This is a genomic window from Serratia sp. JSRIV006, assembly GCF_019968685.1.
Classification (GTDB): domain Bacteria; phylum Pseudomonadota; class Gammaproteobacteria; order Enterobacterales; family Enterobacteriaceae; genus Chania; species Chania fonticola_B.
The window spans coordinates 354,440-370,077 of the sequence record NZ_CP074137.1 but is presented as its reverse complement, the minus strand read 5'-3'; the positions used below and the strand labels follow the sequence as shown (position 1 = coordinate 370,077).

The 15,638-nt window shown below is 56.2% G+C and carries 13 protein-coding genes and 1 riboswitch; of the genes, 7 read left to right on the top strand and 6 right to left on the bottom strand.

The window, feature by feature from the left end; genetic code table 11:
• Positions 1-63 precede the first annotated feature (63 nt).
• From KGP16_RS01645 to nudC, 4 genes are read right to left on the bottom strand one after another with little or no spacing between them, the layout of a single operon-like run.
• The gene (locus KGP16_RS01645) at positions 64-654 is read right to left on the bottom strand and encodes a YjaG family protein (protein ID WP_021808056.1); all 591 of its coding nucleotides are present in this window, start codon (positions 652-654) and stop codon (positions 64-66) included.
• Between the two features lie 51 nt (positions 655-705).
• Entirely contained in the window at positions 706-1,389 is a 684-nt protein-coding gene (gene nfi, locus KGP16_RS01640) for a deoxyribonuclease V (protein ID WP_223500683.1), read from the bottom strand.
• 16 nt (positions 1,390-1,405) lie between these two features.
• Complete coding sequence (hemE, locus tag KGP16_RS01635) at positions 1,406-2,470, bottom strand: uroporphyrinogen decarboxylase (protein WP_021808058.1); 1,065 nt, start codon at positions 2,468-2,470, stop codon at positions 1,406-1,408.
• A 37-nt stretch (positions 2,471-2,507) separates the two neighbouring features.
• Positions 2,508-3,275, bottom strand: a complete 768-nt coding sequence (nudC, locus tag KGP16_RS01630; RefSeq protein WP_223500681.1) for an NAD(+) diphosphatase — start codon at positions 3,273-3,275, stop codon at positions 2,508-2,510.
• 101 nt (positions 3,276-3,376) lie between these two features.
• Here nudC and KGP16_RS01625 point away from each other — a divergent pair, with 101 nt between their 5' ends.
• The 7 genes from KGP16_RS01625 to thiH all read left to right on the top strand — a co-directional run bounded on the left by KGP16_RS01625 (position 3,377) and on the right by thiH (position 9,706).
• Complete coding sequence (locus KGP16_RS01625; RefSeq protein ID WP_021808060.1) at positions 3,377-3,892, top strand: Rsd/AlgQ family anti-sigma factor; 516 nt, start codon at positions 3,377-3,379, stop codon at positions 3,890-3,892.
• 104 nt (positions 3,893-3,996) lie between these two features.
• Positions 3,997-4,119: riboswitch (TPP riboswitch) on the top strand.
• Positions 4,120-4,236: 117 nt separating this feature from the next.
• Positions 4,237-6,180 carry a phosphomethylpyrimidine synthase ThiC gene (thiC, locus tag KGP16_RS01620; RefSeq protein WP_223500679.1) on the top strand — a complete coding sequence of 648 codons (1,944 nt, stop codon included), beginning with the start codon at positions 4,237-4,239 and terminating at the stop codon, positions 6,178-6,180.
• Positions 6,173-6,826, top strand: a complete 654-nt coding sequence (gene thiE / locus KGP16_RS01615; protein WP_059199054.1) for a thiamine phosphate synthase — start codon at positions 6,173-6,175, stop codon at positions 6,824-6,826. The genes thiC and thiE overlap by 8 nt, the downstream gene beginning before the upstream one ends.
• Positions 6,816-7,565 carry a HesA/MoeB/ThiF family protein gene (locus KGP16_RS01610; RefSeq protein WP_218519970.1) on the top strand — a complete coding sequence of 250 codons (750 nt, stop codon included), beginning with the start codon at positions 6,816-6,818 and terminating at the stop codon, positions 7,563-7,565. Before thiE ends, KGP16_RS01610 begins: the two co-directional genes overlap by 11 nt.
• Positions 7,562-7,762: a sulfur carrier protein ThiS gene (gene thiS / locus KGP16_RS01605; protein ID WP_021808064.1), complete on the top strand. Its 201-nt coding sequence runs from the start codon at positions 7,562-7,564 to the stop codon at positions 7,760-7,762. Before KGP16_RS01610 ends, thiS begins: the two co-directional genes overlap by 4 nt.
• Before the next feature lies 1 nt (position 7,763).
• Positions 7,764-8,543 carry a thiazole synthase gene (locus tag KGP16_RS01600; RefSeq protein ID WP_059199056.1) on the top strand — a complete coding sequence of 260 codons (780 nt, stop codon included), beginning with the start codon at positions 7,764-7,766 and terminating at the stop codon, positions 8,541-8,543.
• Entirely contained in the window at positions 8,543-9,706 is a 1,164-nt protein-coding gene (thiH, locus tag KGP16_RS01595; protein WP_059199057.1) for a 2-iminoacetate synthase ThiH, read from the top strand. Before KGP16_RS01600 ends, thiH begins: the two co-directional genes overlap by 1 nt.
• A 178-nt stretch (positions 9,707-9,884) precedes the next feature.
• Here the strand turns inward: thiH and shiA are convergent, their stop codons facing one another.
• Both shiA and rpoC read right to left on the bottom strand, forming a co-directional pair.
• Positions 9,885-11,231: a shikimate transporter gene (gene shiA / locus KGP16_RS01590; RefSeq protein WP_218519971.1), complete on the bottom strand. Its 1,347-nt coding sequence runs from the start codon at positions 11,229-11,231 to the stop codon at positions 9,885-9,887.
• Positions 11,232-11,340: 109 nt separating this feature from the next.
• On the bottom strand, positions 11,341-15,564 hold the full coding sequence (gene rpoC / locus KGP16_RS01585; protein WP_021808068.1) for a DNA-directed RNA polymerase subunit beta': 4,224 nt from the start codon (positions 15,562-15,564) through the stop codon (positions 11,341-11,343).
• Positions 15,565-15,638: the final 74 nt, after the last annotated feature.

The following is a 15,638-nucleotide window of genomic DNA, read 5'->3' as shown; positions in this document are numbered from 1 at the left end:
ACAGGGTGCGGATGTGAAGCCTTAAGGCACGACAAATCAGACGTTAAATCACGTTTTCTTGCCTTATTGCGTTAAATTTATCCCAATGTTACTCACCGCGGCCTCGCGCAGGTCAGATCGTAACCCTTTGATCAGATCCAGATCACGCTCTTCGCAGGCGGCCAACAGGCGGAAAATCTCCCATTGAATGTCCCATTCTTCCTCAACGGCAGGCAAAATTTTCAGCTCTTCGTCGGTCATTTCTTTGCCAGCCTGGGTCATTTCCAACATCGCCACGGTGCGAATTGAGGTTTCGCTGATGGCAATGGCGTGCTCCAACGTCTCTCCGCTGAGGCGCGAATGGATCAATTCCCCTAATGCGATGCAGGCATCGATCGCTGGGTAAACGCCATAAAGATCGTAATCTTCTGCCGACGGGATCGCCTCTTCCAACTTTTCCAGCTGGCTGTCAAAGTTGACCTTGGCGTCTTTCACCACCAGCGTTTCCCAGACCAAGTCCAGGATACGGCGATAAACCGCCGGGTCGCCAAATTCCGTCTGTAGACAGAACATCTGGTAATTCGGGTACATACGCTCGCACAGGCAGGCCATAAAGGTCAAATGCTGCCAGCTTTCCAGCTTTTCCAAGCGTAAATGAATCGGGTTACGTAGCATTGTCTACTCTCTTACTCATTATCTGCCGCGCAGTGTACCCGAAATCGCTCATTACGACACCTCTGGATGCTGCTGTAACCAGCGTACAAAGGCCGGGCGGCGTGAGGCAATGGCATCGGCCCAACGCGTGGGCTCCGGCAAGCGGTAGCCAGCCATGCAGCGTTGTACCCAGGCCAAGGCGCTGTCGGTGCTCACGCGATGGCCCGTGGCGATAAATAACGGATTACAACGCTCTTTGCTTCTCCATACCCATCCCAGCTGTTCGCCCTTGTCCTCCAGCGCGGCCAGCGAGTCAACGGTAGCGTCCAGCGGGGAAAATTTACCACATAAACGCTTCTTGGCCACGCCAATGGTCGGCACGTTGACCAGCAGGCCAAAGTGGCTGGCAACCCCCAGGCGTCTTGGATGGGAAATGCCATGGCCATCGACAAAGATCAGGTCGGGCTTCTGTTGCAGCTGCTCCCAGGCAGCAATCAGCGCAGGGTACTCGCGAAACGAGAGAAATCCGGGGATATAGGGCATGGTGGTGCTGATGCGGGCGATCTGATACTCCACCAGCTCGAGTGAAGGATAGCGCAGGATTGCAATAGCGGCGCGTGTTACCGCGCCTTCTTGTTCAAAACCGACGTCCGCACCGGCGATAAACGCCGGTGGGTCTTGCAGAAAATCATCGTGACGAATGACTTCCCCGGCGCGCCTTAGCTGTTCGGCGCGCAGAGCCTGAGTATCGATCACAGCGTCTCCTTGCGGTTTAGCGGTGGTATTTGGCCGACAGCGCATGCACCGCTTCAACGAAGGCCCCGGCATGTTCCGGTGGCACGTCTTGATGAATACCGTGGCCAAGATTGAAGACATGACCTTCGCCCTGGCCAAAACCGGCCAGAATGGTTTCCACTTCCTGGGCGATGCGTTCCGGTGCGGCGTATAGCATGGAAGGATCCATATTCCCCTGCAGCGCGACTTTATCGCCCACACGGCGGCGCGCATCGGCAATATCGGTGGTCCAATCCAGGCCCAACGCATCGCAACCGGTGGCCGCCATCGCTTCCAGCCACTGGCCGCCGCCTTTGGTGAACAGCGTCACCGGCACCCGGCGTCCGTCATTTTCACGCAGCAGGCCATCGACGATTTTATGCATATAGTGCAGTGAGAATTCGCGATAATCACGGCCCGTCAGCACGCCGCCCCAGGTATCGAATACCATTACGGACTGCGCCCCGGCTTTGATTTGGGCATTGAGATACAGGATCACGCTGTCTGCCAGCTTATCCAGCAGCAAATGCAGCGTCTGCGGCTCGGCGTACATCATTTTCTTCAGCTTGGTGAATGCCTTGCTGCTGCCGCCTTCAACCATATAGGTCGCCAACGTCCATGGGCTGCCGGAGAAACCGATCAGTGGCACTTCACCCTTCAATTCACGGCGGATGGTACGCACCGCGTTCATGACATAGCCCAGCTCGTCTTCCGGATCAAATGCAGGCAGCTTCTCTACGTCGGCACGGCAGGTGATTGGCGAAGAAAAACGCGGACCTTCCCCGGTTTCGAAATAGAGCCCAAGCCCCATGGCATCGGGAATGGTGAGAATGTCGGAGAACAGGATGGCGGCGTCCAGCGCATAACGGCGCAGGGGCTGTAATGTCACCTCACAGGCCAGTTCGGCATTTTTGCACAGCGACATGAAATCCCCTGCCTGAGCACGGGTGGCTTTGTACTCTGGCAAATAACGACCGGCCTGGCGCATCATCCATACAGGGGTGAGATCCACCGGCTGGCGCAGCAGCGCACGCAGATAGCGATCGTTCTTCAACTCATTCATTTCTTGGGCTCCCTTGATTATCTGCCGCCATTGTACCTTATTCTGCCCGACACAGCGCCACGGTGTCCTCGATCAGGCGGCGCGCCACGGTACCAGGCGGTGGCAGCAGCGGCAGTTGGTCATAGCGATACCAGCCCGCATTGAGCAACTCTTTCGGATCGTGGCGCAGTTCACCGCCCTGATACTCGGCCATAAACGCCATCATCAGCGAATGAGGGAACGGCCAGGGTTGCGAAGTCACGTAACGCAGGTTGGTAATAGCGATATTACTTTCTTCCATCACCTCGCGCGCTACGGCCTGCTCCAGGGTTTCCCCCACCTCCACAAACCCCGCCAGCACGGTATGGATCCCCCCACGGTGGCGCACATGCTGTGCCAGCAGGATCTCATCATTGCGGCGGATAGCGACAATGACGCAAGGGGCAATCTGCGGGTAATAACGTTCGCGGCAGTTGTCGCACAGACAAGCGCTTTCGGTGCGGCTAAGGTGCATCTCATGACCGCAGTAGCCACAGAACCGGTGCGAGCGATAAAAGTCGGCCAGCTGTACGCCGCGCCCGGCCAGTTGGAACAGGCCGCGATCGAGACTGAGCAGTTGCCGCACCGATCCCATCTCTTTCGGCATCGGCTGGCGCACCAGCCAGACCGGTGCCCCCTCCCATTCGCCAATTTGCCGAGCCGATCGGCCTTGCAAGGAAAATAATGCGGCAGAACCAAACGGCAATTCACCGTTTGGTAACCAAATTTTGCTTTCATGGCTGACGATCCACCAGCCATTTTCGTTACCCGTTAATGCAAGTTCCATATGTTGTTGCACAACCTCTGCTTCACTGGCAATCTAGGAATGCTCTTTGTTACATTTTATTAACTTACCACTTTTTCTTTCTCTTACACACGGAGTCAACCATGCTCAACCGATTGGAAAGCCTGACTCAGCGCGTTGGTGGCAGTAACGAATTAGTCGATCAATGGTTGCAGGCACGCAAACAGCTACTGGTGGCCTACTGCAGTTTAGTCGGCATTAAACCCAACAAAGAAAAGCATACGCCGCTCAATGAAAAAGCGCTGGAGAACTTTTGCCAGAATCTGGTGGATTATCTCTCTGCCGGGCATTTTCACATTTATGACAAAATTATCAAACAAGTGGAAGGATCCGCCAGCCCCAAAATGGCGCTAGCCACCAAGTTCTACCCAAAATTACAGGCCAATACCGAAGCCGTGATGGCGTTCCACGACCGCTACACCGAAGTCGTTATCGATCAGGACGTGTGTGAAGAACTCAATCAGGCGCTGTCAGATATCGGCGAAGCCCTGGCATCACGTTTCGCCTTGGAAGATCAGTTGATCCAGCTGGCGGCAGAAACCTGGCAGCAGGGCCAACCGGGCCCCACGAACACTGAATCTATGTCTCATCCAGCCTAATTATCCCCCCATAGATTTCAAGCCGTAGCTAGGCAGCCAACAACGCTACGGCCTGAAAGATGATGGGGGATGGCTTGTAGTTTTTGTTTACCCTCTTATACTGAGGGCTCTTGTCGGAGTGCCTAGCGCTGATTTTTCATTAAATTGGCCAGGCTGAGACCGTTAATTCGGGATCCGCGGAACCTGATCGGGTTAATACCCGCGAAGGGAACAAGAGTAATCTATCGCCATAGGCAAGATGCTCCCGCCAGGGGCTGTGCCTGCCTTACCGGCTACCATCATTACTCCCTCCGAGCTCCAGACAAGCAATTTTCCACACATCACTACACTGATAGGAATTTGCTATGTCTACCGTGAACCAACCTCGTGCCCGTAAACAGCAGCGTGACCAAGCGCAAGATTTTATCGACTCTCTGCAAGGCGTTACCTTCCCTAACTCACAGCGGATCTATCTCGCAGGGTCGCGCAGCGATATTCAGGTACCCATGCGTGAGATCCAGCTCAGCCCGACGCTGATTGGCGGCAACAAAGACCAGCCCCAATATGAACAGAACGAAGCCATTCCGGTGTATGACACCGCAGGTCCGTATGGCGATCCGCAAGCGTTGATCGACGTACATCGTGGCTTGGCCAAGGTACGAGCGAACTGGATCGCCGAACGTGCCGATACCGAAGCGTTAAGCGGCGTCAGTTCCGGCTTCACCCAACAACGACTGGCGGATGTTGGGTTAGACCATCTGCGCTTTGAGCACCTGCCGCTGCCCCGCAAAGCCCTGCCGGGTAAATGCGTTACGCAATTGCATTACGCTCGCGCCGGTATTGTCACCCCAGAGATGGAATTTATCGCCATTCGCGAAAATATGGGCCGTGAGCGCATTCGTGGTGAAGTGCTGCGCCACCAGCATCCCGGCCAAAGCTGGGGCGCCAATCTACCGGAAAATATCACGCCGGAATTTGTGCGCCAGGAAGTGGCCGCTGGCCGCGCCATCATCCCCGCCAACATCAACCACCCGGAATCCGAGCCGATGATTATTGGTCGTAATTTCCTGGTGAAGGTGAATGCCAATATCGGCAACTCGGCGGTCACCTCTTCGATCGAAGAGGAGGTCGAGAAGTTGGTGTGGTCAACCCGCTGGGGCGCTGACACCGTGATGGATCTCTCCACGGGCCGTTATATCCACGAAACCCGTGAATGGATCCTGCGTAACAGCCCGGTGCCGATTGGTACGGTGCCGATCTATCAGGCGCTGGAAAAAGTGAACGGCGTAGCGGAGAACCTGACCTGGGAAATGTTCCGCGATACCCTGCTGGAACAGGCTGAGCAAGGCGTCGATTACTTCACCATTCACGCCGGGGTGTTGCTGCGCTATGTGCCGATGACCGCCAAACGCCTGACCGGCATTGTCTCCCGTGGCGGCTCGATCATGGCGAAGTGGTGCCTGTCGCATCATCAGGAAAACTTCCTCTATCAGCACTTCCGCGAGATCTGCGAAATTTGCGCCGCTTACGATGTCTCGCTGTCACTCGGCGACGGCCTGCGTCCAGGCTCGATCCAGGATGCCAATGACGAAGCGCAATTCGCTGAACTGCATACCCTGGGCGAACTGACCAAGATTGCCTGGGAATATGACGTACAGGTGATGATCGAAGGCCCAGGCCACGTGCCGATGCAGATGATCCGCCGCAACATGACCGAGGAGCTGGAACATTGCCATGAAGCACCGTTCTACACGCTGGGGCCATTGACCACCGATATCGCACCGGGTTACGACCATTTCACCTCCGGGATCGGCGCGGCAATGATCGGCTGGTTCGGCTGTGCGATGCTTTGCTACGTGACGCCGAAGGAACATCTGGGGCTGCCTAACAAAGAAGACGTGAAACAGGGGCTGATCACTTACAAGATCGCCGCTCACGCCGCCGACTTGGCAAAAGGCCATCCGGGCGCACAGATCCGCGATAACGCCATGTCCAAGGCGCGCTTTGAGTTCCGTTGGGAAGATCAGTTCAACCTGGCGCTGGATCCACAAACCGCCCGCGCCTATCACGACGAAACGCTGCCGCAAGAATCCGGCAAGATCGCCCACTTCTGCTCCATGTGTGGGCCGAAGTTCTGCTCCATGAAAATCTCCCAGGAAGTGCGTGACTATGCTGCCGCACAGGAAGCCGCCAAGCCGATCGAAGTGCAACTGACCGGGATGGAGAAAATGTCGGCTGAATTCCGCTCACGCGGCAGCGAGCTCTACCACAGCGCGGCCAATTTGCAGGAGGAGATAAATAATGACTAACCTCACCTCTCCCTTCCCTGCAACACCGCACAGGCTGGGTTTATACCCGGTTGTCGACAGCGTTGAATGGATCGCCCGCCTGCTGGAGGCAGGCGTTACCACCATCCAACTACGCATCAAAGATCTGCCAGACGAGCAAGTGGAGGCGGACATTGCCGCCGCCATCGCTCTTGGCAAGCGCTATCAGGCCCGGCTGTTTATCAATGATTATTGGCGGTTGGCGATTAAGCATGATGCCTACGGCGTCCACCTGGGGCAGGAAGATTTGGACACCACCGATCTGGCAGCTATCCATCGTGCAGGATTGCGCCTGGGCGTTTCCACCCATGACGATGCCGAGCTGGCGCGGGCGATCGCCGTCAAACCTTCCTATATCGCACTGGGACATATCTTCCCAACGCAAACCAAGGAGATGCCCTCTGAACCGCAAGGTTTGGCCGAGTTGCAACGCCACGTCGCCGGATTACAGCAGTATCCAACAGTAGCCATTGGCGGGATCAGCATCGAGCGCGTCCCCGCCGTTCTGGCTTGCGGGGTTGGCAGCGTGGCGGTGGTCAGCGCCATCACCCAGGCACCAGACTGGCGCGCCGCTACGGCAACGCTGCTGCAACTGATTGAAGGCAAGGAGTCGCGCGATGCTCAATGACCAAGAGTTCTTGCGCTACAGCCGGCAGCTACTGCTGGAAGATGTCGGTCCCGAGGGGCAGGAAAAGCTGAAACAAGCCACGGTGCTGATCGTCGGGTTGGGGGGATTAGGCTCTCCGGCGGCGCTATATCTCGCTGCCGCTGGCGTTGGTATCTTGCTGTTGGCCGATGATGACCACCTACACCTCACCAATCTGCAACGGCAAATTCTGTACCGCACTGGTGATATCGCCGCCAACAAGGCTCAGTTGGCAAAGCACCACTTGCAAGCACTGAACCCTCTGGTGGAGTCGATCGCGCTGGAGCAACGCCTGCAAGGGGCTACGCTGAGCGATGCGGTCGCCCGTGCCGATCTGGTGCTCGATTGCAGCGACAACATGGCCACCCGTCATGCGGTGAATGCCGCCTGCATCCAAGCCAGCGTGCCGTTGATCAGCGGCAGCGCGGTAGGGTTCAGCGGCCAGTTGCTGGTTATCGAGCCGCCGTATGCCCACGGCTGCTATGCCTGCCTCTACCCGGAACAAACCGAACCGCAGCGCAACTGCCGCACGGCGGGTGTGCTCGGCCCGGTCGTCGGTGTGATCGGAACGCTGCAGGCGCTGGAAGCGATAAAAATGCTGGCTGGGTTACCCTCCTCACTTAGCGGCAAGCTGCGCCTGTTCGACGGTAAGCAGCAAAGCTGGAGCACCCTGCAATTGAGCAAAGCCAGCACCTGCCCCCTCTGCGGAGAGCCAGCATGAAGATCACCCTCAACGATCAACCGCTGGAGCTGGAGCAGCCGTTAAGCATTGGCGCACTGCTCGAACGGCTGGAACGCCACCAGCCAGGCAGCGCATTGGCGATCAACCAGGTCATCATTCCACGCAGCGACTGGGCCACCCGTCAGGTGCAGGACGGTGATGACATCTTGCTGTTTCAAGCGATTGCCGGAGGCTGACATGCTGCAAATCGCCGATACCACCTTTACCTCACGCCTGTTTACCGGCACGGGGAAATTCGCCACGCCCGAGTTAATGCTGGCTGCGCTACAAGCCTCCGGCTCACAACTGGTCACTATGGCGATGAAACGCGTCGACCTGCGCGGCGGGAATGACGCCATTCTGGCACCGCTACAACGGTTGGGCGTGAAATTACTCCCCAACACTTCAGGGGCAAAAACGGCAGATGAGGCGGTGTTTGCCGCCCGCCTGGCGCGTGAAGCTCTGGGGACTCACTGGGTCAAACTGGAAATTCACCCAGAGGTGAAGTACCTGCTGCCAGATCCGATCGAAACGCTCAAGGCGGCGGAAACCCTGGTCAAACAGGGCTTTGTGGTGCTGCCTTACTGCGGTGCCGATCCGGTACTGTGTAAGCGGCTGGAAGAAGCGGGTTGTGCCGCCGTGATGCCACTCGGCGCGCCGATCGGTTCTAACCGTGGCTTACTGACCCGTGATTTCCTTGAGATCATTATTGAACAGGCCAAAGTGCCGGTAGTCATTGATGCCGGGATCGGTGCCCCAAGCCATGCGTTAGAGGCGATAGAACTGGGAGCCGATGCGGTACTGGTCAATACCGCCATCGCCGTGGCGCGGGATCCGGTGCAAATGGCCCGTGCTTTCCGGCTGGCACTGGAGGCCGGAGAGTTAGCACGCAACTCAGGGCTAGGCAGCCGCCAGTCTATCGCCGCCGCATCCAGCCCGCTGACGGCGTTCCTCAGTCATTCAGAGGAGACACGCTGATGGCCAGTGATTTTAGCGAGCGCCTGCTCGGGTGGGATTGGGATGACCTGACGCTGCGTATTAACAGCAAAACGGCGCGTGACGTTGAGCAGGCACTGAATAGCCCCAAGCTGACGCGGGAGGATTTTATGGCGCTTATCTCCCCTGCCGCCGCTCCCTATCTGGAGCCCCTGGCGCAACGAGCACAGCAGCTCACCCGCCAGCGTTTCGGTAACGTGGTGAGCTTCTATGTGCCGTTATATCTTTCTAACCTGTGTGCCAACGATTGTACCTACTGCGGCTTTTCGATGAGTAACCACCTCAAGCGCAAAACGCTGGATGCGGCAGAGATCGAACGGGAATGCGCGGCTATCAAAGCATTAGGATTTGAGCACCTGCTGCTGGTGACCGGAGAACATCAGCGCAAAGTCGGCATGGATTATTTCCGCCAGCATCTGCCCGCCATTCGCCGTCATTTCAGTTCGCTGATGATGGAGGTGCAGCCTCTGGCACAACAAGACTACGCCGAGCTGAAAACCCTTGGGCTGGACGGCGTATTGGTCTATCAGGAAACCTATCATCCCGCGACCTATCAGCAGCACCATCTGCGTGGCCAGAAACAGGATTTTCATTGGCGACTGAGTACACCGGATCGTCTGGGGCGCGCCGGGATCGACAAGATCGGGCTAGGGGCGCTGATTGGGCTTTCCAGCAGTTGGCGCACGGACTGCTATCTGCTGGCAGAGCATCTGTTTTACCTGCAACAGACTTACTGGCAGAGCCGTTACTCGATCTCGTTCCCTCGCCTGCGGCCCTGTGCCGGGGGTATTGAGCCGGCCTCGATCATGAGTGAACCGCAACTGGTACAGTTGATCTGTGCTTTCCGGTTATTCGCTCCTGACGTGGAGCTTTCATTATCTACACGAGAGTCGGCCTTCTTCCGCGACCATATGATCCCGGTAGCCATCAACAGCGTCAGTGCCGGTTCCAAAACCCAGCCGGGCGGTTATGCCGACGATGTGCCGCCAGAGCTGGAACAGTTCGAACCGCACGACAGCCGAACGCCGCAGCAGGTGGCACAGGCAATCGGTGCCGCGGGGCTACAGCCGGTGTGGAAAGATTGGGATGATTATCTGGGACGCGCTACGCAACTGCCTGCAACGGTTGCACCATCAAGCCAATAGGTCTGGAAACACTACGCAAAGCCGCCAAGGCGAGCTGGCAGGGAAAAATGGCCTGGTTATAGTGGCGGTGTTAGCAGGCGTTTCTAAGCCAACCAAGGTTATCTCCCCCTCTTGATAACCTTGCTTACCAAACGCCGGAGCGTGCGGGGACTGGCCGCACGCTTCCGGTTCCTCTGCTTTATTCGGCCGTCTGGGGTTTCATACGCATACCTACAATGGCCGAAAGCAAACATCCCAGCGCCAGATAGGCGGCAACCAGATGCCAGGAGCCGTCCATCAACTCCACCAGCAACACGGCAATAAACGGCGTGAAGCCCCCGCCGACCACGCTTGCGACCTGATAACCCACTCCAGCACCGCTATAACGATATGTCGTGCCGAACAGTTCGGTAAACATTGGCTGCTGCACGCTAACCAGCATGTCGTGCGCCATATTTCCCAGCATGATGGCAAAGAAGATAATCATCACCGTGTTACGGCTCTCGAGCGCCATGAAAAACGGTACCGTGCTGGCAACACCAATCAATGCTCCCGTCACGTAGATCCGGCGTCTGCCAAAGCTATCGGCCAAATAGGCAAAGCAAGGGATCGAGACACAGCTCACCGCTCCCACCAACAAGCCGATATTCAGGAACAGATCCCGTGACAGGCCAAGATGGGTGGTCGAGTAGTTCATGGCAAAGGCCGTGACGATATACATCGTCAGCAGTTCGCCAAAGCGTAGGGCAATGATCAACAAGAAGGCTTTGGGATTCTGGCGCAGCGCCTCAAAGATTGGGAACTTGCGGATTTTCTCGGCCCGTTCGTGCAGCGTTTTATTGGCTTCAAACTCCTGAGACTCGTCCATGCCGTTACGGATCCACCAGGCAATGGCGACCAGCACCAGGCTGAACAGGAACGGCAAACGCCAGCCCCAGCTAATAAAGTCCGCATTGCTGGTGAAATGGCTGACCAGGGAAACCGAGCCGGTAGCCAACAGCAACCCGACGCCAAAACCAATCTGTACGCCGCTGCTGTAAAAGGCTTTTTGCTTCTTCGGCGCGCTTTCCACCGCCAGCAAGGCGGCACCGCCCCATTCGCCCCCCACGGCAAACCCTTGCACCGCTCGTAGCAGTACCAGCATCACCGGGGCCCACCAGCCGACTGAATCGAAAGAGGGCAACAGGCCAATCAACGCCGTAGAGATCCCCATCATCCAGACGGTGATCATCAGCATGCGCTTACGGCCCAGCTTATCGCCAAAGTGCCCGAATACCATGCCACCTAGCGGGCGGAACAGAAAACCGACGCCAAAGGTGCCAAAGGCGGCCAGCGTGCCCATCGTTGGGCTGACCTGCGGGAAAAACTCGGTGTTAAAGACTAAAGCGGCAACTATTCCGTACAGTAAGAAGTCGTACCAATCGACTACGGCGCCAACAAAGCTTCCCCAGGCGGCACGCCGCGCCCGGCTTTGAGAGTACTGGGTTAGTGAGGTTATTTCGCTGTTGGCAGCGCGGCTGCCACTGACTGAAGTTGAGGTGTCCATGCCTGTTCCGTTATTTTAACTTTACAGCACTGTACAACAAAAAGCCCCGGCTAGGATAGCCAGGGCTTTAGTCATTCACTGCAAAACGTACAGTCAGGGATCAGGTGACTTATTCGTCACTGCCACCCAGGTTGCCAGCGTTGAGCAATTCGGCCAGGTTGGCTGTCGCTTCTTCCGCACTCACCAGCGGAACAACCGGAGTTTCACCCAGAGCCTTACGGCGCATACGATCCTGGTGATAAGCGTAACCGGTACCGGCTGGGATCAGACGGCCCACGATCACGTTCTCTTTCAGGCCGCGCAGTTCATCACGCTTACCGGCAACAGCCGCTTCGGTGAGAACGCGCGTCGTTTCCTGGAACGATGCAGCAGAGATGAAGGACTCGGTCGCCAAGGAAGCCTTGGTGATACCCAGCAGATCGCGTGAGAAGGTTGCTTCGATCTTGCCTTCAGCAGCAAGTTTACGGTTAGCAATCTTAACGCGTGATACTTCAGCCTGTTCGCCTTCCAGGAACTCGGTGCTACCAGCGCTAACGATGGTCCCTTTACGCAGCATCTGACGAACGATAACTTCGATGTGTTTATCGTTAATCTTAACGCCTTGCAGACGGTAAACTTCCTGCACTTCGTTGGTGATGTAGCGGGTAACCGCATGCACACCACGCAGACGCAGAATGTCATGTGGAGATTCTGGGCCGTCAGAAACAACGTCACCACGTTCCACAATTTCACCTTCGAACACGTTGAGCTGACGCCATTTAGGGATCATCTCTTCGTAAGCATCGCTACCGTCCAGTGGAGAGATTACCAGGCGACGTTTGCCTTTGGTCTCTTTACCGAACGAGATAATCCCGCTGATTTCAGCCAGGATTGCCGGCTCTTTCGGACGACGTGCTTCGAACAGATCCGCAACGCGTGGCAGACCACCGGTAATATCCTTGGTACCGCCGGATTCCTGAGGAATACGCGCCAGGGTATCACCCGCACCGATCTGAATGCCGTCTTCCAGCTGCACAATCGCTTTACCCGGCAGGAAGTATTGAGCAGGCATATCAGTACCTGGGATCAATACGTCGTCGCCTTTGGCATCAACGATTTTCAGTGCCGGACGCAGGTCTTTACCGCTACCGGTACGTTCTGCGCTGTCCAGTACCACCAGAGAAGACAAACCGGTCAGTTCGTCGGTCTGGCGGGTAATGGTCTGGCCGTCAACCATATCGGCGAAGCGAATGAAACCGCTCACCTCGGTCACAACCGGCATGGTGTGTGGATCCCAGTTAGCAACGGTTTCGCCGCCGTTAACTTCTGCACCATCACCTTTGCCCATTACGGCACCGTAAGGCACTTTGTAGCTTTCTTTGGTACGGCCGAATTCGTCGATCAGCTTCAGTTCGGTATTACGCGAGGTAATGACCAGCTTGCCTGAGGCGTTCATAACGAACTTCACGTTGCTCAGCTTCAGGTTACCTTTGTTCTTCACCTGGATGCTGGATTCTGCTGCCGCACGAGATGCCGCACCACCGATGTGGAACGTACGCATCGTCAGCTGTGTACCCGGCTCACCGATGGACTGGGCCGCGATAACGCCGATAGCTTCACCTTTGTTGATGATGTGGCCACGTGCCAGGTCGCGACCATAGCAGTTGGCGCACACGCCAAAGTCGGTTTCACAGCTAACTACGGAACGGACTTTAACGCTGTCGACAGAGTTCTCTTCCAACAGGTCACAGGTCTTCTCGTTCAGCAGGGTGTTACGTGGCACCAGGATGTCAGCCGTACCCGGCTTGATGACATCTTCAGCGGTCACACGACCCAGAACGCGTTCACGCAGTGGCTCTTTAACGTCACCACCTTCGATAACCGGAGTCATCATGATGCCGTTGTGAGTACCACAGTCGTCTTCGGTCACTACCAGGTCCTGCGCCACGTCAACCAGACGACGGGTCAGATAACCGGAGTTTGCCGTTTTCAGTGCGGTATCCGCCAAGCCTTTACGAGCACCGTGCGTGGAGATGAAGTACTGGAGTACGTTCAGACCTTCACGGAAGTTCGCTGTGATTGGCGTTTCGATGATGGAGCCATCTGGCTTGGCCATCAGGCCACGCATACCCGCCAACTGACGGATCTGAGCGGCAGAACCACGAGCACCGGAGTCGGCCATCATAAAGATGCTGTTGAAGGAAACTTGTTGTTCCACCACGCCGTCACGGTTAACCACGTCTTCAACCGACAGGTTTTCCATCATCGCTTTAGCAACACGTTCGTTCGCCGCAGCCCAGATATCGATCACTTTGTTGTAGCGTTCGCCCGCGGTAACCAGACCAGACTGGAACTGCTCCTGGATCTCGGCAACTTCGGTTTCCGCTTCTTCGATGATCTCTGCTTTCTTGGCTGGGATAACCATGTCATCGATACCTACGGATGCGCCTGAACGGGCAGCGTAAGCAAAACCGGTGTACATGATCTGGTCAGCGAAGATTACGGTCGGCTTCAGGCCCAGGATGCGGTAACAGGTGTTCAGCATCTTGGAGATCGCTTTCTTGCCCAGAGGCTGGTTAACGATCGAGTATGGCAGACCTTGCGGTACGATCATCCACAGGATGGCGCGACCGATGGTGGTATCAATAATCGAAGTCTGGTGAACAGATTCACCTTCGGTATTCTTGATCTCTTCTGTAATACGCACTTTTACGCGTGCATGCAGAGAGGCCAGACCGGCGCGGTAAACGCGTTCAGCTTCTTTAGGACCCGTCAGAACCATGCCTTCGCCTTTGGCGTTAACACAGTCACGAGTCATATAGTACAGACCCAATACAACATCCTGAGAAGGAACGATGATTGGCTCGCCGTTCGCTGGTGACAGGATGTTGTTGGTAGACATCATCAACGCACGCGCTTCCAGCTGGGCTTCCAGCGTCAACGGTACGTGAACAGCCATCTGGTCACCATCGAAGTCGGCGTTGTAGGCCGCACAAACCAGCGGGTGCAGCTGGATCGCTTTACCTTCGATCAGAACCGGTTCAAACGCCTGGATACCCAAACGGTGCAAGGTTGGTGCACGGTTCAGCAGTACCGGGTGTTCGCGGATCACTTCGTCCAGGATATCCCAAACGACAGCTTCTTCGCGCTCAACCATTTTCTTGGCGGCTTTGATCGTTGTGGCCAGGCCACGCAGTTCCAGCTTGCCGTAGATGAACGGTTTGAACAGCTCCAGTGCCATTTTCTTCGGCAGACCGCACTGATGCAGACGCAGGTATGGACCTACGGTGATAACAGAACGACCAGAGTAGTCAACACGTTTACCCAACAGGTTCTGACGGAAACGACCCTGCTTACCTTTGATCATGTCGGCCAAAGATTTCAGAGGACGCTTGTTGGAACCGGTGATCGCACGACCGCGACGGCCGTTATCCAGCAGGGCATCTACCGCTTCTTGCAGCATACGCTTTTCGTTGCGCACGATGATGTCAGGCGCAGCCAGATCCAGCAGGCGTTTCAGACGGTTGTTACGGTTGATCACGCGGCGGTACAGATCGTTCAGATCTGAAGTCGCGAAACGGCCACCATCCAGTGGAACCAATGGACGCAGATCTGGCGGCAGTACCGGCAGCACGGTCAGGATCATCCACTCTGGCTTGTTACCAGATTGCACGAACGCTTCCAGCAGCTTGATACGCTTGGTCAGCTTCTTACGCTTGGTTTCGGAGTTGGTTTCGTTCAGCTCTTCACGCAGCTGCTCACACTCGGCTTCCAGATCCATGTTTTTCAACAGGGCCTGAATAGCTTCCGCACCCATCTTGGCGTCGAATTCGTCACCAAACTCTTCCAGCGCATCCAGATACTGCTCTTCAGTCAGGATCTGACGACGCTCGAGGTTGGTCATACCGCCTTCTACTACCACGTAGGATTCGAAGTACAGTACACGTTCGATGTCACGCAGCGGCATATCCAGCAGCAAACCGATGCGCGAAGGCAGCGATTTCAGGAACCAGATGTGCGCAGTCGGAGAAGCCAGTTCGATGTGGCCCATACGCTCACGGCGTACTTTGGTCTGGGTCACTTCAACGCCGCACTTCTCACAGATCACGCCGCGGTGTTTCAAGCGCTTGTACTTACCGCACAGGCACTCGTAATCTTTTACCGGCCCAAAGATACGGGCGCAGAAAAGGCCGTCACGCTCAGGTTTGAACGTACGGTAGTTAATGGTTTCCGGCTTTTTAACTTCACCGAACGACCATGAACGGATCATGTCTGGCGATGCCAGAGCAATCTTGATCGCATCAAACTCTTCGGTCTTAGTTTGCGCTTTCAGAAACTTTAATAAGTCTTTCACGGATTGGCTCCTGTCGGAGTTAAACCTGTTGGGAGCACGCTGACAAATCGTGCGCCCGTGTGACCTGAACAACC

Coding starts and splice junctions, on each gene's coding strand:
- KGP16_RS01645 (WP_021808056.1), bottom strand. CDS start 654: ATGCTACGTAACCCGATTCATTTACGCTTGGAAAAGCTGGAAAGCTGG.
- hemE (WP_021808058.1), bottom strand. CDS start 2,470: ATGAATGAGTTGAAGAACGATCGCTATCTGCGTGCGCTGCTGCGCCAG.
- nudC (WP_223500681.1), bottom strand. CDS start 3,275: ATGGAACTTGCATTAACGGGTAACGAAAATGGCTGGTGGATCGTCAGC.
- KGP16_RS01625 (WP_021808060.1), top strand. CDS start 3,377: ATGCTCAACCGATTGGAAAGCCTGACTCAGCGCGTTGGTGGCAGTAAC.
- thiC (WP_223500679.1), top strand. CDS start 4,237: ATGTCTACCGTGAACCAACCTCGTGCCCGTAAACAGCAGCGTGACCAA.
- thiE (WP_059199054.1), top strand. CDS start 6,173: ATGACTAACCTCACCTCTCCCTTCCCTGCAACACCGCACAGGCTGGGT.
- KGP16_RS01610 (WP_218519970.1), top strand. CDS start 6,816: ATGCTCAATGACCAAGAGTTCTTGCGCTACAGCCGGCAGCTACTGCTG.
- thiS (WP_021808064.1), top strand. CDS start 7,562: ATGAAGATCACCCTCAACGATCAACCGCTGGAGCTGGAGCAGCCGTTA.
- KGP16_RS01600 (WP_059199056.1), top strand. CDS start 7,764: ATGCTGCAAATCGCCGATACCACCTTTACCTCACGCCTGTTTACCGGC.
- thiH (WP_059199057.1), top strand. CDS start 8,543: ATGGCCAGTGATTTTAGCGAGCGCCTGCTCGGGTGGGATTGGGATGAC.
- shiA (WP_218519971.1), bottom strand. CDS start 11,231: ATGGACACCTCAACTTCAGTCAGTGGCAGCCGCGCTGCCAACAGCGAA.